Below are 19,830 nucleotides of genomic sequence, written 5' to 3' on the forward strand. Positions count from 1 at the left end.
GTCCACGGCATATTCTTGCATGACCGCATAATTCATCACGAGCGGCAAGCCGTAGATGAAGCCTTCCTCAGCGATGTTCTTGGCCTCTAACAGCCTGGGCCAATCGGCATTGTTCTGCGCAATTGCCGGGGTGGACTTCGCCATGGCTACGGTGAGCGCGCTCATTGCAGCAGAGCGAAGCAGATCGCGTTTCGTAAACATCAAAACAACTCCTTCCGGTTCACAGCTTGTAATCATGCACGTATAGGTAGCAGGAAACTGATAGCGCCCTGTGCGATGGTTGGCTATGCAAAAAGCGGTCAATCCAATGCGCGCCCAATGATAGGCTCCGCGATCCGGGGATGTTTAGATGCCCGGATGTCGCAGCGCTCATGCGGGCTACGAGCAACCTAGGCCGAGATGTCGACCGCCTGGCCGGCCTTGCCGGCGTTCTTCTGGAACGCCTGCTCGATCAGCTCCTTGATCTTCTGCTCGACCGCGGCGCGCTGATCCGGCGTCATGTTCTTGAGGTCTTCTTCCGACATGCCCATGCTTTTGAGGATGTTCGCACGCATCCGGTCCATCGGGCTCATCTGCGCGTATTTGAGAAACTTCTGCTCGACGGTGTCGCCGAGCGAGCTGCCGCCGGTGGCGTCGGCGGTCAGCGGTTTCTTCAATGTGCCAGTCGTCATGCTGGCGGTGACCGATCCAAGGGCCGAGATCGACGTCATCTGCGCGCGCAGTCCCCGTTGCAATGCTGCAATCGTGGAGCAAATGACGTGCCATCCGTTGCAGCCGTGATTTCAAGGGGATCGCGACGCCGCCACGCGCCTACGACGCGCCGCGGGCAGCTTCTGCCGGGTGAAGTTTGCCGGTTGCGGCCTTCAAGCTATGGTGTGCACGATCACGGGACCCGCAACCCCGGTTGCGGCCTTCAGGCTATGGTATGCACGATCACGGGACCCGCAACCGCGGTGGCCTGCCCAACCAGCAATGGGCCGAGATTGTCGTCGATCCAGGCCAGCGCGCGGCGGTTGGCCTCTTCGGCGCCGGCATGGTTGTTGAAGACGCTGATCGCGGTAACCGTATCGTCGCCGGCATAGACCACGTAATAGGCCATGAAGCCTTCGACGTCGCTGATGATCGGGATTGCGCCTTCCTTGATCCGGCGCGCGAGTTCTTCGGCGCTACCAGTCTTCGCCTTGGCGTGACGGATGGCGGCATACATGCGTTCCTCCTTCCGGCTGCATCGATCGGGCTGCGCTTCGCGCATGCGCGATCGTACGCCGGACCGGGTGGCGACGCCATCGGGATTGCGGACGGATTAGCTGAAACGCCTGCTCACGACCGTGCGCCGGTCGGGGAGTTTTGGCAGCCTCGCCACACCCGCGCGCGTTGTCGTGGTCCTTGGGCCGGGGGCGGGCTCCGGCTCCTGTTGCTGCAGAAACAGCGTGGCTTCGAACAGCACGCCGGGGGCCTGCTTGGCCGTGCCCGAGCACACCGCCCGGTTGCCGTTGAACGAGCCGGTCAGCTGCGCCTCGACCTCGTCGCATCCGAACACGGTCGTGAACGGGCCGTCGGCATAGCGGTGCGTCGTCAGCGTCGCCGTAAAGCGGTCCTGATCGAGCTGATAGGTGCCGCCATAGGTGAACATGGCGTCGCCGCCCGAGATCCTGCCATTTGCGAGCTGGACTATTCCGGTGCCTTCGCCCTGCGGCGTCCGGAACCACGCCGCATATTTTCCATCTCTTTGCATGACCGTCATACAAACAGAAAACCCTGCGTTGTCGTCTCCCTACGTTGCAAGCGCCGGGACTTCTACTATGCGCTGTTGCGAGGGTTAACGAACCGACAAGGCGATGGCGCGACTTTCGTGAAGCGGTATCGGACTGGCGCGCGGCGACCGCGCCGGCGCACGCCACCGGTCACAAAAAGCCACGGCCCTCGCCAGGGGAGCTAGCGAGGGCCGTGTTGGTACACCGCGCCGCGCCTAGGTTCGCGACGAGATGTGGGAGCTCGTAAAAAGTCCTACTCAGGCATGATCCGTTTCCAACCGGTTTCCACTTTGCGGGATCAGGCCGTTAGAAGGGCAGCAGCACGTCGAGAACCTGTTGGCCGTAGCGCGGCTGTTGCACGTCGGTGATCTGGCCGCGGCCGCCATAGGCGATGCGGGCCTGGGCGATCTTCGAGGAATCGATGGTGTTGTCGCTCTGGATGTCCTCCGGGCGCACGATGCCGGCCACGATCAGCTCGCGGATTTCGAAATTGACCCGGATCTCCTGCTTGCCCTCGACCACGAGATTGCCGTTCGGCAGCACCTGGGTGACGACCGCGGCGACGTTGGTCTGCAACGCTTCCTGACGGTTGACCGAGCCCTTGCCGTCGCTGGAGGCCGTGGAGTCGGCGGTCAGGATGCGGCCGGGCAGGATCTTGTTCGGCTGCGTGATGGTCTGCGAGCCCAGGAAATTGGTGACGCCCGAGTCTTCCGAATTGGTGCGGCTGCGCTGGGTCTCGTTGGCGATCGCGGCCTTATCTGTGAAGTTCACCGTGATGGTCAGGATGTCGCCGACGCGTGCGGCGCGCTGGTCCTTGAAGAAGGCGCGGGAGCCGCTGCGCCACAGCGAGTTCGGGCTGTAGGAGGCGACCTCGGGCTTCGGCATCGGCATCTGCACCGGCTTGTAGCCGGGCTGGGTGGTCGGATTGTCGATCGACGACAGCTTCGGCTGCTCGCCGATCTGGGAGAGACGGTCGATCGACGAGCAACCGCTGGCGATCGTTCCGAGTGCGAACAGCGCACCGGTCAGGACGAGGCGGTTGATGCGGTACTGGGACATGAACTTTACTCGGCGTTTGGTGCGACTGAACTCAGCTTGACGGAAGCGGAATTGGACTCGGTGGCGTCGGCGGTCGGCGCCGCGCGCGGGGTCGCGACCGAGATCGAGACCTCGCCGCGGCCGGTGACGACGCCGGAGACGGCGCGCTTGGACTGCAGATTCATGACGCTGACGGTGTCGCCCTCGGCGCCGCCATCCATCGCCTTGCCGCGGATCGTCAGGTAGAGGCCGGCGGTGCGGTAGATCAGCGTGACATTCTGGTCGCGGGTGACGAGATCGGGCTTGGCGAGGTCGGCGACGCGCAGCGCCTGGCCGGGGCGGAGCTGGCGGCGGACCTGCATGCCGACGGCGCTGTCGCGCACCGCCGCGTCGTTGCCGATTTCGGCTTTCGGGCGGCGCTCGACAATCACGTCGGAGGCCTTCAGCACGTCGCCGCGCTCGACATTGCGCGTCAGCACGGCGGCCTCGATGGTTTCGATCGCGGTTCCGGTGAAGCGCAGCTTCGACGGCGCGGCGCCGGCGTCGTTGCCGATCTCGAAGGTCAGGTCGAAACGCGTCGAGCGCGGGTCGTAGCGCACGGCGATCGGCTGCATCACGCCGGTATTGGTTGCCTCGAGGCGGATGTCGCCGGGATCGCGGTCGAAGGTCAGCGCGATGTTGCCGGCCCTGCCGAGTCCGTGGCGGCCCTCCAGCGCGCGCGACACCTGCTGCTCGATCTCCTTGCTGTCGATGGTGCGCGCCAGCCGGGTGACGGTGATCTCCTTCAGCTCGCGGGTATCGACGCCGATCACCTGGTGCGAGCGCAACACGTTCAGTACTTGCGCGACCGGCAGCGTGCCTGTCGTGCCGAGGTCCGGCGCGCGGTAGACCGCGACACTGCCGGCGGTGCCGGCATTGTCGATGAGGTCGCCGACCCGCACGATGTCGTCGGCGACCGTGATGCTGGCGCGCAGCGTCGGCACCGCGACGGTCTCGCGGCGGCTTTGCGCGGCAGCCGAAGTCATCGAGGCTGCAAGAAGCGCGGCTGCGATCAGGAGTGAGCGGGCAATCATCGACATCATCCTCAGCGGAACAGGTTGGAAGTCGACTGCATCATCTGGTCGGCGGCGGAGACCACCTTGGAGTTCATCTCATAGGCGCGCTGCGCGGCGATCAGGTCGGAGATTTCCGAGACCACCTCGACATTGGCCTGTTCGAGGCTGCTCTGCTGCATGTCGCCATAGCCGTCGGTGTTGGCGGTGCCGTCCTGCGGCTGGCCGGAGGCCGGCGTTTCCTGGAACAGGTTGTCGCCGATCGGCATCAGGCCGGCCTTGTTGATGAAGCGGGTCAGGCCGATCTGGCCGATGTTGGTCGATGCGGTCTGGCCCGGCAGCGTCACCGAGACCTGGCCCTGCGCATTGATGGTGAGGCCGGATGCGTTCTGCGGGATCGTGATCGTCGGCTGCAGCAAATTGCCCTGCGCGTTGACGATGCGGCCCTGATTGTCCATCTGGAACGAGCCGTCGCGGGTGTAGGTGAAGGTGCCGTCCGGCATCAGGATCTTGAAGAAGCCTTCGCCGCGGATCGCGATGTCGAGATCGTTGCCGGTCGGCGACAGCGTGCCCTGGGTCATCATGCGCGGGGTGCCGACGGTCTTCACGCCGCCGCCGAGGTCGATGCCCATCGGCATGATGGTGTTCTGGTCGGAGGCCTGCGCGCCGACCCGGCGCACATGGTCGTAGATCAGGTCCTGGAACGCGGCGCGCTGCTTCTTGTAGCCGGTGGTGCGCAGGTTCGCGATGTTGTTGGAGATCACCTGAACGCTGAGTTCCTGTGCCGCCATTCCGGTCGCAGCTGTATAAAGTGCGCGCATCGGTCAATCCCCCGGATCAATTCGGCACGTCGGCGAGCTTCTCGATCGCCGATTTGTGCAGGTCGCTCTGCTGCTGCAGCAGCGAGGCGATTTGGGTGTAGGTCCGCGTGATCTCGATCATGCGGCTCATCTCGACGACGGAATTGACGTTCGACTTCTCGATGAAGCCCTGGCGGATCTGCGCCTTGCTGTCCGGCAGCGCCTGCGTGCCTTCGCCCGGTGCGTAGAGGTTGGAGCCTTCCTTCAGCAGGCGCTGGGCCTGCGCGAACGAGACGAGGCGCAGCTTGCCGCGGATCGAGTCGAGGCGGGAGGTGCCCTCTAGCACGGTGATGTTGCCGTCGGCGGCGATCGAGACGTCGTGGTCGGTCTGCTGGAAGGTGATCGGGCCGGCGGTGCCGAGCACCTGGTAGCCCGAGGCGGTGACCAACTGGCCGCGATTGTTGATCTGCAGGCTGCCTTCGCGGGTGTAGCGCTCGCCGCCCGGCGTCTGCACCACCAGGAAGGCATTGCCGTCGATCGCGACGTCGAGCGGGTTCTTGGTCTCTTCGGTCGGGCCCTGCGAGAAATCGTGGAAGGTCGCGCGGTCCTGCACGAAGGAGACGCGGCGGTCGGAGGACGCGAAATTGTCCTCATGCGCGTTCGAGGACAGATATTCCTGGAACAGCGACCGGTCGGCCTTGTAGCCGTTGGTGTTCATGTTCGCGATGTTGTTGGAGACGACATCCATCTGCCGTTCCAGCACCATCTGCTTCGATAGGCCGACCAGAAGGGTATTCTGCATCGGTGGTTCTCCCCTGTGAGGCGATCCGAATGCAGGTTCTCCCAAACCTTCACGCCGGACCCGTCGGTAACCATTGGGTTCTCCCAAACCCTCGGGTCACGTCGTCCTCTCAGCGAAAGCCGTGCCAACTTGAAATAGCGTGTTATTTGAACGGCTTAGGTGTTTGGCAGTGGCGCGCAAGGGGCGGCAGAAAGGTCTTGTTGACCATGTTTGCCCGGCAGTTTTTTCCTAGTGGATGGTAAATCCTAAGCTTCCGTTAACCATTATGACCCTAGCGTTGCCATTATTGGGGCGCGTGTGCGCCGGCGGCATTTGTATCGCGTCTTCAAGCCAGGGCTGGTGCCAATCGCGTTCGCATCCTTCTGGGTGAAGCGAGCGGACGATGGCGGACGAGGAAAAGACTGAGAGCGGCGAGGGCGCGGCCGCTCCGAAGAAAGGCAAGCTCAAGCTGATCATTGCCGTCGTCGGCTTCCTCGTCGTGCTCGGCGCGGGCGCCGGCGGCTGGTTCTTCTTCATGCGCGGCCACGGCGAGGAGCAGCACGCCGAAGCGCCGCCGCCGAAGCCGCCGAGCTTCGTCGACGTGCCGGACATGCTAGTCAATCTGGTCGGCGCGCCCGGCGAGCGCGTGCAATATCTCAAGCTGAAGCTCGTGCTCGAGGTCAAGGAAGAGAAACAGGTCGAGGCGATCAAGCCGGCGCTGCCGCGCGTCACCGACCTGTTCCAGACCTACATGCGCGAGCTGCGCCCGAGCGACCTCAACGGCTCGGCCGGCCTGTTCCGCCTCAAGGAAGAACTGACCAAGCGCGTCAATCTCGCGCTGGCACCCAACCAGGTCAACGCGGTGCTGTTCAAGGAAGTCGTGATCCAGTGACGGGGTGGATGTAAAGCCATGGCCGGCAACGACCAGATGGACCAGGACGCCATTGCGGCCCAATGGGAAGCCTCGCTCGATTCCGAGGATCCCGAGGCGGCCGCGGCGGAAGCCGCCAAGAACGAGCTCACCGAGAACATGGCGCTGCAATGGGCCGCCATGGTCGAGGACGGCAGCCGCGACTTCGGCGGCAAGAACACCAATGGCGAGCGCGTGCTGTCGCAGGAGGAGATCGACAATCTCCTCGGCTTCACGGTCGGCGACGTCAGCCTCGACGACCATTCCGGCATTCGCGCCATCATCGATTCCGCGATGGTGTCCTACGAGCGTCTGCCGATGCTCGAAATCGTGTTCGACCGCCTGGTGCGGTTGATGACGACCAGCTTGCGCAATTTCACCTCCGACAACGTCGAAGTCTCGCTCGACCGCATCACCTCGGTGCGCTTCGGCGACTACATGAACTCGATCCCGCTGCCCGCGGTGCTCTCGGTGTTCAAGGCGGAGGAGTGGGAGAATTTCGGCCTCGCCATGGTCGACTCCAACCTGATCTATTCGATGATCGACGTGCTGCTCGGCGGCCGCCGCGGCCAGACCCAGCTCAAGATCGAGGGCCGGCCCTACACCACGATCGAGACCAACCTCGTCAAGCGGCTGGTCGAGGTGGTGCTGTCGGATGCCGAGCAGGCGTTCCGGCCGCTGTCGCCGGTGACCTTCACGATCGACCGGCTCGAGACCAACCCGCGCTTTGCCGCGATCAGCCGCCCGGCCAATGCCGCGATCCTGGTGCGCCTGCGCATCGACATGGAAGACCGCGGCGGCAATGTCGAATTGCTGCTGCCCTACGCCACCATCGAACCGATCCGCAACGTGCTGTTGCAGATGTTCATGGGCGAAAAATTCGGCCGCGATCCGATCTGGGAAGGCCATTTCGCCACCGAAGTGGCGCAGGCCGAGATCTCGGTCGACGCGGTGCTCTATGAAGCCGATATCCCGCTGAAGGAGCTGATGAAGCTCAAGGTCGGCGACACCCTGCCGCTGGATATCCGCTCCGACGCGCTGGTCTCGGTCCGCTGCGGCAACGTCACCCTGACGGAAGGGCGCATGGGCCGGGTCGGCGACCGCGTCGCGATCCGCGTCACCAAGAATTTGCGTAAACCCCAAACCACCTTCGCGATGTTCGAGAAGGCGGACGAGCGGACCAAGATGATGGAGGCACCATGAGTCATGTGCTTGGACTAGCAATCGAGAGTCTGGTAGCCGTGCTGCTGATGCTGACGATCGGCTATTGCTGGCTGCTCAACAAGCGCCTGCAGCGGCTGAAGGCCGACGAGCATTCGCTGAAGGCGACGATCGCCGAACTGATCACCGCGACCGAGATCGCGGAGCGGGCGATCGGCGGGTTGAAGCACGCGGTGCGTGACGTCAACGAGAACCTCGGCAACCAGCTCGATGCCGCGACGCAGATGTCGGGGCTGCTGAAGAGCCAGCTGGCGGAGGGCGACCACGTGGTGCGCCGCCTGTCCAAGATCGCGCTGGCCGCGCGGCCGTCGGAGCCCGCGCATGCACCGGCACAGGCGGCTGCGCCCGCCGCGCCAGCGGCGCCGGCGCCCAGGGTCTCGGCCGCGCACGCGGTTGCCGCGGCGGCTGAAGCCTTCACCGAGCGCAGGAGGGCCGGCGGCCTCGCTGCATGAAGTTGCTTCGTGACATCAGAGTGATGCCCGTGGTGCTGGTCGCGATCTTCGGCCTGATGGTGCTGAAGGTCGCCGGCCTCGTGCTCGATGGCGGTTACGTGTTTGCCGACGATACGCCGCCGGCCGGCCAGTCTTGGGCGCAGCAGAACTTCAACTTCCCCGGCGCCGGCAAGGCTGCGGTTGTTGACAGCAAGATCAAGGGCGATCCCGGCGACATCACGGGATCGGTCGAGCACAAGGAGGCCAAGAAGGACGAGGCGCCGAAGCCGGCCGCACCGGCCGCGGAGCCGTCAAAGCCCGATGGCGTTGTCGTCAATCTGGATGCACCCGCGCCGGTGTCGGCGTCGGAGCGCGCGATCCTGGAACGGTTGCAGTCGCGCCGCCAGGAGCTCGAGACGCGCGCGCGCGAGGTCGAGATCCGCGAAAGCCTGTTGAAGGCCGCCGAGAAACGCATCGAGGCCAAGGTCGAGGAGGCCAAGGCCAATGATGCCAAGGCGAATGCCGATGCCGCGGCAAAGGCGGAAGCCGATGCCGCGCGTTTCAAGGGCATCGTCACCATGTACGAGAACATGAAGCCGAAGGACGCCGCGAAGGTGTTCGATCGTCTGGAAATGAACGTGCTCTACCAGATTGCCTCGCAGATCCAGCCGCGCAAGATGTCCGACATCCTCGGCCTGATGCAGCCGGAAGCCGCCGAACGGCTCACGGTCGAACTCGCCCGCCGTGCCGGCGGCGACAAGTCGGCCTCGACCGACGACCTTCCCAAGATCGAAGGCAAGATGCTCACGCCGAAGACGAATTGACGGGTGCTATCGGGAGGTCCGTCAATTGGCGCTGGCCCGCTCAGCCGTAAGCCAGATCCGACTTAACGCCGGGTTGCCTGCATCTCATCCAGATCATCGCGATGAGGGTCGCACACATGAACGGACCGACGGGCACGAGTGCGACCGGATAGGTAAACCCCGCCAGGACAAGCACGCCGAACCCGATCCGGAGTTCGGAGCGATTCGAGAGCAGCGAGCCACGTTCGGCCATGGGCGCGTTCATGAGAAAGATGAGCGCGAGAGCCAGGAGCGCCGTATCGTAGATCGCGAAGTAGGGAGAGACGAGCAATGTTGCGACGAGCAGGCTCGCGGCCTTGACGGCGAAGCTGACGTTGCGGCGCCATATGATCAGCATCCACGTCGCGGCTGCCGCAGCGACCGCAACGTGCAATGCCATGGCCGATCCGTAGCCAAAGCCGGCAAACCGAAGCAAGCCGTAGACGCTCTGCAGCTTGTACCAAGCCAGTGTGCCGGTGAGATGGAACTGCGTCGTCGCGAAGATGGCTGCCTCACGGAACCCCTCAAAAGTGTCCCAGCCGAAGGTAAGCCCGGTGAGCAGCATGAGCACCGGTACCACCAAACTGGCTGTGATGAAGACGGTCCAGCGTCCAGTAGCTATCAGAACGAGGGGAAGCAGGACGCCATATTGCGGCTTGAAGATCAGCAGCGCGATCAGGAAGCCACTGACGATCGGACGCCTGTCCAGCGTCAGCAGAATGGCGCCGAGCAGCGATGCCGCGAGCAGGGAGCTCTGGCCGACAATGAAATCGTAAAGAACGGCCGGCACGGCGAATGCCAGCAGCAGTACGGCGAAGCGCGGCCGAATGGCGTAAACAACGACCGCCCAGCATAGCAGCTTTGTGGTGCTCCAGATCCAGAACGCGGTCGGAAACGGCAGCAGTGCCAGCAGTGCCGCCGCAAAGAAAAAAAACGGCGGGTAGAAAAACGGTATCGGCACCTCGTAAACGGGGAACGGAGCCTGGTTCAAGCTGGGGTGTATTTGAATGATCGCTTGCCGCAACCGCGGCCAATCGTAGGCGGTGGCGGCATGGCCATCGAGAGCCATCTGCCCCGCGCTCCAAAAGCATGAAAAGTCGAGCCCGGTCGCGCCGGTACCGTCAACGACTTTCGGTAGCACGCAGTACAGGGTAAAGCCCAACACGATGAGGCAGGCAATGGCCAACGCACGGTCGTATCCGCTGCGCTCCACACGGGCGCGCGCCATTCCAAATCCGTTCATGAAACTGCCAGAAACTAAGAATTGCTTGAAATGTAAGCGTTTGTATACCGCAACTGGCGGTGGCGCAAGCGAGTGGCCGATCTCCATGCGGCGTTGGGTTAATCGCCAGGAGTTCCGCGCATGCCCGGTGGATCGGGGGTGATCCTCTCGATGCAAAGGCGGAAGCCGACGCCATCCGCTTCAGGGATATCGTCATCACGTACGACAAAGGTGCAGTCGGAGGCGCTGCAGCGCCATGTGCCGGCTGGCAGACGGGGATGTTCGCTGTCTCCGGTCATGCGGGCTCGACGGGATCTCAGCGAAGCCAAACGCGTATCGACGCCGAGAGGTGTCTGATTGCGATCTTATCCCAATGCGAGATGCGGAGATCTTTTGCGCTCTGCCCGATGGGCACGATCGCCACCGGGCACCCGGGTTATGGTAGCCTTAACCGGTAGCGTTAAGTTGCAACCGATTTGTCATTCTGGAATTGAAGTCGCTATGTCTCAAGGTGGTGTTTCAGGAATTGCCGATGCTGAAAGACATGCCATGGCTCACCGCGCCGCGCGCCCGACTGTACGTGAGTGGCGTCGCTATTGTGCTGGTGCTGACCCTTGCGAGGTCGCTCTTGCTGTTTTACCGCGATGGCGGCTATGGCGCGAATAATTTTCTGCTCGGCTCGGACTTCCTGACGTTCTGGGCGGCCTCGCTCCAGGTGTTAGCCGGGCATCCCGCCGAGGTTTATGTACCCGAATTGCATCTGCTTGCGGAGGCTCCATACCTGCGAGAGGGCTACGAGGCGTTCTTCTATCCGCCGACGATGCTGCTCTTGTGCGTGCCGCTCGCGCTCGCGCCGTATTTCGTCTCGCTGTTCGTATTCATTGGTATGACGGCGGCGTCGTTCGCCGCGGTGATCTGGCGTATCTTGCGAACGCCCTGGTGCCTGGTCGCGATCCTCGCCTATGCGCCGGTCTATCTTAATGCCGTGGCAGGGCAGAACGCCTTTCTGACGGCATCGATCCTTGGGTGCGGTCTCAACATCATGGACCGGAGGCCAAAGCTCGCGGGCGCGATCCTCGGGCTGATGGTGATCAAGCCGCATTTGGCGCTGGCCGTGCCGATCGCCCTGATCGTCACAGGTCGCTGGCGCACGCTGATCTGGGCAGGTCTGTCGTCGATTTCGCTCGTCGTGCTGTCCGTGCTGCTGTTCGGCCTGGATACGTGGCTCAACTTCCTCGACGTCTCTCACTCGGCCCGACAGGCTCTGGAGAACGGCGACGTCGAGTTTTCATTGCTGCAGAGCGTGTACGCGACAGCGCGCCTGCTCGGGGCCGGCGTCAACACGGCCTTTATCATTCACGGCCTCGTGGCGCTGGGCATGACGTGTGTGCTGGTCTGGATGTTGCGTCAGAACATCAGTGCTGCGACCGAACGCTCGATCATCGTGCTCGCCTGCCTTCTGATTACGCCGTTCTGCCTGTTCTACGACATGCTCATCATGGCGCTGCCGCTGGCCTGGATGCTCCGCGAATGGTTGAAGGTCGGCTTTCCGGCCTGGTCGAAAATGGTGCTTGGCGTGACGTTTCTCGCGCCGATGGTCTTCTACCTACCTGTCCTCTATCAACTGTCGGTCGTGAAGCCGCTGCCTTTTGGTTCTCCGGTCATCATCCTGTTCTGTTGGTTGCTGGTCCGGGAGAGCACGCAGACGCGGCAAGCGGCGCATGGCGAGCGAGAGGTCGCGGCGGTCTGAGTTCGGAGCACCTCACTTTGCGCTAGGTCGCCAATCGCCGCGCCGGCGGCGACAAATCGGCCTCGACCGACGACCTTCCCAAGATCGAAGCCAAGATGCTCACGCCGAAGACGAATTGACGGGGCTGCCGTCAGGTTTTCGGGAGTGGAGACCGGTGCAGATGGACAATCTTCCAATCCGGGCCTTGCTTCGCGATCACGAATGTGACGCGGCCGAGGCTGCTATAAGGCTGGCCATCCTTCATGACCCCGGAGATGGTGTCGAACCCGGCGAGCACCACCGTCCTCTCGTCGATCAGGAGAGTCTCCGCGCTTTGCAGCGCCACGGTGTTGGGGCGCGAATTGAGGATTGTCGTTTTGAAGTATTTGCGGATTTGCTCCGGCGTCGTCATGACGACCTTGCCGAACGTTCCGATCATGGTCGCTTCCGGGGCATAGAAACTGACGATACCCTCAAGGTCGGCGTCAGCGAAGGCTTTGCTCCAGCGCTCAACGAGCTGCGCTGCGTCCTCCTTCGGATCGGCTTGGGCAATCGAGACACTCATTAAAAGAGCAAGAATTGATAGTGGCTTTCGCATGGGTGATCCTCTCAAAAGAATTATTGCAGAACAATCGGAAATCGAGTGAGGCAGCAGGGCTGCTTCCGCGTTGCGATAAATCATTAATGCCAATCAACAGGGCGGCTGGCCGCTTCGATGTCCGTCCGGCCGAGTTCGCCAAGTCGCCCCGATCCGGTGCAATGGACCAGCGGGCACAAGGCTTCCGCAAATCGCCGGCCTGATGGTCGCGATCCTTCGCCGACATAGGCGGAGCAGGGCGGCTTGTGGCCCCCCTTCTTGTGGCCCCTTGGCGTACATCCGCGCCGAACGCTTTCAACGCCATTGCAACAGAGCCATCGCAGACATTGCCAAATTGCTTGATGCGAGTCTAGCATTGGCGTGGGGAAGGCGAGCGCGACTTCGCTGTTTTGGAGCCTTCCGTGATTGCGGTCGCATGGACCGCGGCCTTAGTTGATTGATTGAATTGCTCATTTGTGCCGGGCGCGAAGCTGCGCCCGATCAGACATTGAATTTTTAGTCACCAAGAAATTTCGAGGAAACCAATATGCGTAGCCTGTTCATGATGCTTGTCGTCATCGCCACCACCAATCTGGCATGGGCCCAATCCGAACTGGTCAAACGGGGCGACTACCTCGTCAACGGCATTCTGGCTTGCGGCAATTGCCACACGCCCAAGGGACCGAACGGCGACGTTTTGGAGAAGGCGTTTTCGGGCGGAGGATACTGGGACGAGCCTCCGTTCACGGTGCATGCCGCCAACATCACGCAAGACAAGGAAACAGGCATCGGAAACTGGAGCGATGCCGATATCAAGAAACTGCTGCGGACCGGGCAAACCCCAAAGGGTGTGCATACCGCGATGGTCATGCCGACCAGCTTCTATCACATCCTGACGGAAAATGATCTCGACGCGGTCATTGCATATCTGCGTACGATTACGCCGGTCCACAACAAGGTGCCCGATCCGATCTACAAGGTCCCTCAAGTCGAGAACGTTCCGCCGGGCGGCGAGAACGCGTTCGCCGAACCGATGATGAGCGACAAGGTGCAGAAGGGATTCTACCTCGTCACGATCGCGCATTGCATGGCGTGCCATACGCCGATTGGACCGAGGGGACGAGAATACAAAAGCAGCCTTGGCACCGGTGGCGTCAAATTTTCCGGGCCGTGGGGAATCTCGGTCTCACGCAACATCACGCAGAACAAGACGAATGGGATCGGCACATGGAGCGACGACGAGATCAAGCGTGCGATCACCGAAGGTGTCAGCCGCGACGGCAGCCGTCTCGGTCGACCGATGGGATACCACTACTACGCCCGGATCAGTCCCGATGACCTCGATGCCATCGTGGCGTATTTGCGCACGGTACCGGGCAGCGCGGAGTAAGCCTCGTTGCAAGGACAAATCCTGTCCGGTCACAGTCGCGCAGCGGGCCTTTGGCTGACTCCAGTTCTGCGAGGATAGCCCGCACCGCTATCTGCGCAGCTAGGCGGCGCTCGGAACAAGCTTCAGCTTCAAACCGAGCGCTTTTGTCGCCTTGTTCAGGGTTTCAATAGTCGGATTGCCGCCGGGCCGGAATGACTTGTAGATCACTTCGCGGCTCAAGCCAGTTTCGCGTGAAAACTGCGATACGCCGCGAGCTCTGGCGATGTCGCCGATAGCTGTCGCGATGAACGAGGGATCGTCCTCTTCCAGCGCCGCTTCGAGATAGGCGATCTGCTGCTCCAGCGTCTTCAGATGATCCTTGATGTCGAACTTGGTCGTCTTGAGCGGCATCTCAAATCTCCTTCACCATCTTCTGGGCCGCCTTGACGTCCTTGCTTTGGGTTCGCTTGTCGCCACCGCAGAGCAGGAGCACGATGGTTTTGCCTCGACGCGTGAAATACACCCGGTAGCCGGGGCCGTAATCGATCCGCATTTCGCTTACGCCTTCGCCCACCGATTTAACATCGCCTGGATTTCCGAGTTCGAGACGCCGGATGCGTGCGCCGATCCGGGCGACCGCTTTCATGTCGGCTAGCGAGTTGAGCCAGTGCGCAAAAGCGTCGGTCTGAACGACCTGGATCATGTGTATTATCATACACGACGCGGTCGATTTGTCAACTATAGTACACAGCCATTCCGTGGCAGCGGCCGGGTCCGAAACAATCCGTTGACGTTAACAGGTCCTTAACGCCGCCCGATCCAAGATCGGGAGGCGTGGGCGAGGGCGCTTCGCGCTTGGTATGGCTGGGGTCCCGAGAAGACGTTTCGAGATGGCGCGAACCGCTGCCGCTGGAACATGGTCGCTAGGCCGCGCCTCGGCGCGGACCGCGCGTCTGTGCCTGCTTGCCACCGCCCTTGCGCTTACAACCCTTACCTATCCGACTGCGGCGCGGGCCGAAGACGCGGTGCCGGGTGAGGCGACATTCTCCGCCGCGAACGGCTATGCCCGGCTGGTGCTGAGGCTGAAGGAGGATGTCGAGTCGGAGGTCACGACCGCCGGCTCGATCATCGTGATCCGCTTCAAACGTCCGGTCGATATCCCCGTCGAGAAACTGCAGGATGCGGTGCCGGATTATGTCGGCGCCGCGCGCCGCGATCCCGACGGTTCGGCGATCCGCCTGTCGCTGGCGCGTCGCGTCAGCATCAACACCATGACCGCCGGCGAGCGCATCTTCATCGACTTCCTGCCCGACAGCTGGACCGGCCCGCCGCCGTCGCTGCCGCAGGAGGTGATCCGCGAGCTTGCCGAGCGCGCCCGCGCCGCCGAGCGCCTGCTGCGCATGCAGCGCGCCACCGACGCCGCCAGGAAGAAGCCGCCGGTGCGCGTTCGCGCGCTGGTGCAACCCACCTTCGTCCGCTTCGTGTTCGAGGTGCCTGACGGGGTCAGCGTCTCCTCGGTGCTGAACGAGCAGAAATTGACGCTGTCCTTCAATTCGGTCCTGACCTTCGACCTTGCCGATGCCAAGGTCGCCGCCCCGCCAAATGTCGCGTCGATCATCGCGCGCGCCGACACGGACACGTCGGCAGTCGACGTGTCGCTGATTGGCGATGTCGACGTGCATTCGTTCCGCGACGAGAAGAACTACATCGTCGATGTCGCCTTCCAGCAGAACGAGCAGCAGGCGGCAAAGCCCTCGCTGAGCTCATTGTTGCCGACGCCGCGCGTTAAACCGAAAGGCGCCGCGGCGATCGCGCCGGTGACATCGGAAAGCATCGCCCAGCAGGCCAAGATCGAGATCAAGCCCGAACAGTCCAAATCCGAGCCGGCGAAACCCGAACCGGCGAAGTCCGAACCTGCCAAGTCCGAACCGCAGCGCTCCGAGCCGCTCAAACCCGAGCAAGCCACAGGCGAGCAACCGGCGGCCGCGCCCGCCAAAACGGAGCAGCCCCGATCGGAACTCTCCGATCCGGAGCTGCCGAAAGTCGCGGCCGCACCTGCGGCCAACGCTGAGAACGCTGCTGCGCCGGCCCCGCCGCACGAGGGGGGCGCCGGCTCCCTGGCGGAGCCGACCACGGCGCCCGTGACCGACGCGCCGAAGCCGGTGCCCGCCGTCGCCGCTGCCGCGCCGGCGATGGAAGCGCCGAAGGCGGCCGCGGCGCCATCGCCGCCTGTCGCCGAGACCCGTTCCGGCGGCAAGCCCACTGTCGAAGCCCAGCGCGACAGCGACGGCTTGCGCGTGACGTTCTCATTCCCCGGCGCGACGCCGGCGGCGTTGTTCCGCCGCGCCGACACGGTTTGGATGGTGTTTGACACCGCTGAGGCAATCGACGTCGATCCGGTCCGCGCCAAGGCCGGCTCGCTGATATCAGATGTCAGCCGGATCGCGCTGGACAAGGGCCAGGCGGTGCGCTTCCGCCTCAACCGGCCGCAGATGCCGTCGCTCGAAAGCGACGACCGCTCGCGCGGCGTGAGCTGGACGCTGACCTTTGCCGACCGCGTGCAGAAGCCGCCATTGCCGCTCACCGTGGTGCGCAACATCTCGGAGCCCTCGCTCGCCAATGTCAGCGTGCCGCTCGCCAATCCGGGCCAGCTGCACAGACTGGTCGATCCCGACGCCGGCGATACGCTCTGGGTGGTGACGGCGCCGCCGCCGACCCGCGGCGTCATCAAGCGGCAGGATTTCGTCGAGCTGTCGCTGCTGGAATCGATCCACGGCGTCGTGGTTCATCCGAACGCGGACGACGTCAAGGCCGAGGTCGGCGCCGACAAGGTGATGCTGGGCCGGCCGGGGGGCCTGACGCTGTCATCGGCCGACGTCGCCGCCGAGCGTGCGACCGCGGCGGTGAAGCCGTTGTTCGATCCCGACGAGTGGCGCAAGAACCAGTCGGAGACTTTCCTCAAGCAGCTCGACGGCCTGATTGCGGCGGCCGCGTCGGCCAATGCCGAGCAGCTGCCGCAGGCACGGCTCGATCTCGCCGACTTCTACATGGCGCGCGGCATGTACCAGGAAGCTCATGGTGTCGCCAATCTGATCCTGTCCGAGAGCAAGCGCGGCAGCGAGACGGCGTCGGTGGTGATGGTACACGCGGTCGCCAGCATCCTGATCGGACACCCGGCGCAGGGCCTGAAGGATCTCGCCAATCCGGTGATCGGCAACGGTTACGATTCCCAATTGTGGAAGGGGCTCGCTTTCGCCCGCGAGGGCAAATGGGCCGAGGCGCGCGAGAAGTTCAAGAACGCCGAATTCGCGGTGGCGACTCTGCCGCCCGATTTGCAGCGCATCGTCACCATGGACTCGATGAAGGCCTCGCTCGAGGTCAAGGACTATGCCGGCGCCGCGCGGCGCAAGAGCGATCTCGACGTGGTCGGCGTTCCCGGCGAGCTGAAGCCCGCGGTTGCGGTGCTGCGCGGCCGGCTCGCCGAGGCCCTCGGCCAGGAGAAGGATGCGCTCGACGCCTATCGCTTCGCCGCCAATTCGGCCGATCGCCAGGCTGCCGCCGAAGGCAGGTTGCTGGAGACGCTGCTCAAGCAGAAGCGCGGCGAGATCGGCCGCGACGATGTGCTGAAGGAACTCGAACTGCTGTCGATGCTGTGGCGCGGCGACAATATCGAGCTGAAGACGCTGTATGTGCTGTCGAAGATCTACGCCGAGACGGCGCGCTATGCCGACGCCTTCGCGGTGACGCGTGCCGCGACCCGGCTGCAGCCGAACGCGCCGGAATCGCGCCAGGCGCAGGATGCCGCCTCGGCCTTGTTCGTGCAGCTCTATCTCGGCCCCAGGGGCGACGAGATGTCGCCGATCGATGCGCTCGGCACCTTCTACGAATATCGCGAACTGACGCCGATCGGCCGCCGCGGCGACGAGATGATCCGCCGTCTCGCCGACCGCCTGGTCGGTGTCGATCTGCTCGACCAGGCCGCCGACCTCTTGCAATACCAGGTCGAGAAGCGGCTCGAAGGCGCGGCCCGCGCCCAGGTCGCGGCGCGACTTGCGATGGTCTATCTGATGAACCGCAAGCCCGACCGCGCCATTGCCGCGCTGCGCTCGACGCGGATCGCGGATCTCTCCGGCGAACTGCGTCAGCAGCGTCTGCTGCTCGAGGCGCGCGCGCAGAGCGACGTCGGCCGGCACGATCTCGCGCTCGACATCATCTCGAACATCACCGGCCGCGAGGCAATCCGGCTGCGCTCCGACATCTATTGGGCGTCACGGCACTGGCGCGAGGCGTCCGAGCAGATCGAGCTCTATTATGGCGACCGCTGGCGCGACTTCGCCCCGCTCAATCCGGGCGAGAAGGCCGACATCATCCGCGCCGTGGTCGGCTACGCGCTTGCCGAGGACGCCATCGGGCTGTCCCGGTTCCGCGAGAAATACGCGCCGCTGATGTCCGGCGATGCCGACAAGCTCGCCTTCGACTCGGCCAGCAAGCCGGTCGCGACGTCCAGCGCCGAATTCGCCCAGATCGCGCGAATGGCCGCCAGCGTCGACACGCTCGACGGCTTCATCCGCGAGATGAAGACCCGCTTCCCCGACGCCACCGCCCGCGCGCCGTTGCCCGATCCGGTCGCAACCGGATCGGTGACTGACAAGCCAAAGGCCGCGCCGGTGAGCGCGCTGCCGGCGATCAAGGGCGAGCGCCGCGCCAGCGCGGTGCCGTAGCAGCGCAGGGGCTCACGGCCCGGCAGACACCCACGCGGTGGAAATGATCCCGGTGGCGTCGAGCGCGATCCGCCAATGCGAGGCGCCGTTGGCGTGTCGCACACTGTAGACATCCTCGCCCTGCGCGCCGACGCCGAGGAAACGTGTGGACTCGATCGTGCCGAGGTCGGCGAGGTAAGGCTGCAGGTGTGGCAATTGCTCGTGGGTCGCCGCGGCGAGCGCGGGGGTCATGTCCGCATAGTCGGGCTGTCCCGATGCGACCCCCTCGATCAGGCGGCGGAGTGCGGCCTCGGTTCCGGGAGCCGGCGACTGGTTCTTCACACGCTCCGCGGTGCGATCCGCAATCTGCTTCGCGCTTGCAGCGTCGATGCGCGGCATCGGCTGGTCGCCATTTTGATGCAGGATCAGTGACGTCGCCTGACCGTCAGCCGCGATGACAAAGCTGATCTGCGCGTTGACCTCCCTGGCGAAAAACTCAGTCTGGCTCTCCGCAAAGAACGCTACGGCACGCTGCCCGGTGAGCTGTACAGCCAGGTGGTGATCCTCGCGCAACACACTGAGGACGGCCTGCTCGCTGAGCTGGTAGAAGCCGGCATAGCCATCGAGCACCGCCGGAGCGACTGCGATCTCTTGCCGCACGACGCCCGGCGGCGATCGCGGAGCGGAAGCCGGGACATCGGCGGATCCGCCGGCGGCCTGTATCCGTGCCGCCAGCGTGTTCCAGTCGCGCTGGCCGAACAGTTTGGCGATCAGCTCCAGGCTGTCGCTGTGGGTGAGGGGGATCGATTTGGCGCCGAGCGCTTCGCGCAGCGTCTGCGCCATGGCCTTGGCATCACGAAAGTCGCGCATGGGATCAACCTTTGCATCGACGAACGGAAGGCGTCAGGGGCTTGCGTTGCTGACCCGTTCGTGCGGGCAAAGGAAGCCTGAAACACGGCTTGATACATTCACCGTCCCCGGGTGGGGTGCAAGCGGCGGGTGGTATCGACCCTGCCAAATGTTCGCCGGGGACGAGCATTTTGTCAATTGCAACTGGTTGTGATCGCACGCGTGCTCTCGACATCCTGCCGTCAAATCGGCAACCATGGCGTCCGTTGCAAAGCGCCGGGAGGACGTCCTTACATGAGCAAGCCGATCAAGACCGAAGCCGAACTCATCGAGATGGCGCGGGCCGAGTTGAAGGCCCATGCCGACTGCCCCGACGGCATCGACATCTCGGTGTTGCGCGACGGCGACAGCTGGGAGTTTCGCGCCAGCGCCAATGACACCACGGTGGCGAGGCCCGGCTATCCCGAATGCGTCGCGATGCTGGTGCAGATCGGCGACCATCTCAGCAAGCAGTATGACGTGACGGAGTAACGGCGGCCGCGAAGCGGGGGGATC

The 19,830-nt window shown here is 63.7% G+C and carries 20 protein-coding genes and 1 pseudogene; 8 read left to right on the forward strand and 13 right to left on the reverse strand.

Features of this window, described 5'->3' with window-relative positions; genetic code table 11:
• The 8 genes and pseudogenes from QJT82_RS21675 to flgF all read right to left on the reverse strand — a co-directional run.
• Positions 1-201 (reverse strand): annotated as a pseudogene (locus QJT82_RS21675) (cell envelope protein); the annotation flags it as partial.
• Between the two features lie 188 nt (positions 202-389).
• The gene (locus QJT82_RS21680; RefSeq protein WP_281446655.1) at positions 390-734 is read right to left on the reverse strand and encodes a hypothetical protein; all 345 of its coding nucleotides are present in this window, start codon (positions 732-734) and stop codon (positions 390-392) included.
• 179 nt (positions 735-913) lie between these two features.
• Positions 914-1,207, reverse strand: a complete 294-nt coding sequence (locus QJT82_RS21685; protein ID WP_026193017.1) for a hypothetical protein — start codon at positions 1,205-1,207, stop codon at positions 914-916.
• Between the two features lie 96 nt (positions 1,208-1,303).
• Positions 1,304-1,735 carry a hypothetical protein gene (locus QJT82_RS21690; protein ID WP_035631216.1) on the reverse strand — a complete coding sequence of 144 codons (432 nt, stop codon included), beginning with the start codon at positions 1,733-1,735 and terminating at the stop codon, positions 1,304-1,306.
• Positions 1,736-2,060: 325 nt separating this feature from the next.
• Positions 2,061-2,813 carry a flagellar basal body L-ring protein FlgH gene (gene flgH, locus QJT82_RS21695; RefSeq protein ID WP_028339789.1) on the reverse strand — a complete coding sequence of 251 codons (753 nt, stop codon included), beginning with the start codon at positions 2,811-2,813 and terminating at the stop codon, positions 2,061-2,063.
• Positions 2,814-2,818: 5 nt separating this feature from the next.
• Entirely contained in the window at positions 2,819-3,874 is a 1,056-nt protein-coding gene (gene flgA, locus QJT82_RS21700) for a flagellar basal body P-ring formation chaperone FlgA (RefSeq protein WP_028339790.1), read from the reverse strand.
• A gap of 2 nt (positions 3,875-3,876) precedes the next feature.
• Entirely contained in the window at positions 3,877-4,665 is a 789-nt protein-coding gene (gene flgG, locus QJT82_RS21705) for a flagellar basal-body rod protein FlgG (protein WP_028339791.1), read from the reverse strand.
• Between the two features lie 16 nt (positions 4,666-4,681).
• Complete coding sequence (flgF, locus tag QJT82_RS21710; protein WP_028339792.1) at positions 4,682-5,446, reverse strand: flagellar basal-body rod protein FlgF; 765 nt, start codon at positions 5,444-5,446, stop codon at positions 4,682-4,684.
• A gap of 382 nt (positions 5,447-5,828) precedes the next feature.
• Between flgF and fliL the strand changes: the two genes are divergently transcribed.
• Genes fliL through QJT82_RS21730 form a run of 4 tightly spaced genes read left to right on the forward strand, consistent with a single transcriptional unit; the run spans position 5,829 to position 8,811 of the window.
• Positions 5,829-6,317, forward strand: a complete 489-nt coding sequence (gene fliL, locus QJT82_RS21715) for a flagellar basal body-associated protein FliL (RefSeq protein WP_028339793.1) — start codon at positions 5,829-5,831, stop codon at positions 6,315-6,317.
• Positions 6,318-6,335: 18 nt separating this feature from the next.
• Positions 6,336-7,538 (forward strand): flagellar motor switch protein FliM, encoded by a 1,203-nt coding sequence (fliM, locus tag QJT82_RS21720; protein ID WP_028339794.1) that lies wholly within the window; start codon positions 6,336-6,338, stop codon positions 7,536-7,538.
• Positions 7,535-8,008, forward strand: coding sequence for a DUF6468 domain-containing protein (locus QJT82_RS21725; RefSeq protein WP_028339795.1), 474 nt, complete (start codon positions 7,535-7,537; stop codon positions 8,006-8,008). Before fliM ends, QJT82_RS21725 begins: the two co-directional genes overlap by 4 nt.
• Positions 8,005-8,811, forward strand: coding sequence for a flagellar protein FlbB (locus QJT82_RS21730; protein WP_028339796.1), 807 nt, complete (start codon positions 8,005-8,007; stop codon positions 8,809-8,811). The genes QJT82_RS21725 and QJT82_RS21730 overlap by 4 nt, the downstream gene beginning before the upstream one ends.
• Before the next feature lie 40 nt (positions 8,812-8,851).
• On the opposite strand, the gene QJT82_RS21735 is transcribed toward QJT82_RS21730, so the two are convergent.
• Positions 8,852-10,057, reverse strand: a complete 1,206-nt coding sequence (locus QJT82_RS21735; protein WP_028339797.1) for a glycosyltransferase family 87 protein — start codon at positions 10,055-10,057, stop codon at positions 8,852-8,854.
• 526 nt (positions 10,058-10,583) lie between these two features.
• Here QJT82_RS21735 and QJT82_RS21740 point away from each other — a divergent pair.
• Entirely contained in the window at positions 10,584-11,801 is a 1,218-nt protein-coding gene (locus QJT82_RS21740; RefSeq protein ID WP_155258405.1) for a glycosyltransferase family 87 protein, read from the forward strand.
• A gap of 130 nt (positions 11,802-11,931) precedes the next feature.
• Here QJT82_RS21740 and QJT82_RS21745 read toward each other — a convergent pair whose 3' ends face one another.
• Positions 11,932-12,378, reverse strand: a complete 447-nt coding sequence (locus QJT82_RS21745) for an SgcJ/EcaC family oxidoreductase (protein WP_259242399.1) — start codon at positions 12,376-12,378, stop codon at positions 11,932-11,934.
• A 526-nt stretch (positions 12,379-12,904) separates the two neighbouring features.
• Here QJT82_RS21745 and QJT82_RS21750 point away from each other — a divergent pair.
• Positions 12,905-13,747 (forward strand): c-type cytochrome, encoded by an 843-nt coding sequence (locus tag QJT82_RS21750; RefSeq protein WP_028339800.1) that lies wholly within the window; start codon positions 12,905-12,907, stop codon positions 13,745-13,747.
• Between the two features lie 99 nt (positions 13,748-13,846).
• Here QJT82_RS21750 and QJT82_RS21755 read toward each other — a convergent pair whose 3' ends face one another.
• The gene (locus tag QJT82_RS21755; RefSeq protein ID WP_028339801.1) at positions 13,847-14,137 is read right to left on the reverse strand and encodes an addiction module antidote protein; all 291 of its coding nucleotides are present in this window, start codon (positions 14,135-14,137) and stop codon (positions 13,847-13,849) included.
• 1 nt (position 14,138) lies between these two features.
• Positions 14,139-14,429: a type II toxin-antitoxin system RelE/ParE family toxin gene (locus QJT82_RS21760; protein ID WP_028339802.1), complete on the reverse strand. Its 291-nt coding sequence runs from the start codon at positions 14,427-14,429 to the stop codon at positions 14,139-14,141.
• A 187-nt stretch (positions 14,430-14,616) separates the two neighbouring features.
• Here QJT82_RS21760 and QJT82_RS21765 point away from each other — a divergent pair, with 187 nt between their 5' ends.
• Entirely contained in the window at positions 14,617-18,447 is a 3,831-nt protein-coding gene (locus QJT82_RS21765) for a hypothetical protein (RefSeq protein WP_028339803.1), read from the forward strand.
• A 12-nt stretch (positions 18,448-18,459) separates the two neighbouring features.
• On the opposite strand, the gene QJT82_RS21770 is transcribed toward QJT82_RS21765, so the two are convergent.
• Positions 18,460-19,296 carry a glyoxalase superfamily protein gene (locus QJT82_RS21770; protein WP_028339804.1) on the reverse strand — a complete coding sequence of 279 codons (837 nt, stop codon included), beginning with the start codon at positions 19,294-19,296 and terminating at the stop codon, positions 18,460-18,462.
• A gap of 273 nt (positions 19,297-19,569) precedes the next feature.
• Between QJT82_RS21770 and QJT82_RS21775 the strand changes: the two genes are divergently transcribed.
• Positions 19,570-19,806 (forward strand): hypothetical protein, encoded by a 237-nt coding sequence (locus QJT82_RS21775; RefSeq protein ID WP_028339805.1) that lies wholly within the window; start codon positions 19,570-19,572, stop codon positions 19,804-19,806.
• Positions 19,807-19,830 lie beyond the last annotated feature (24 nt).

This window comes from Bradyrhizobium sp. Mp19 (assembly GCF_029952935.1).
Lineage (GTDB): Bacteria > Pseudomonadota > Alphaproteobacteria > Rhizobiales > Xanthobacteraceae > Bradyrhizobium > Bradyrhizobium elkanii.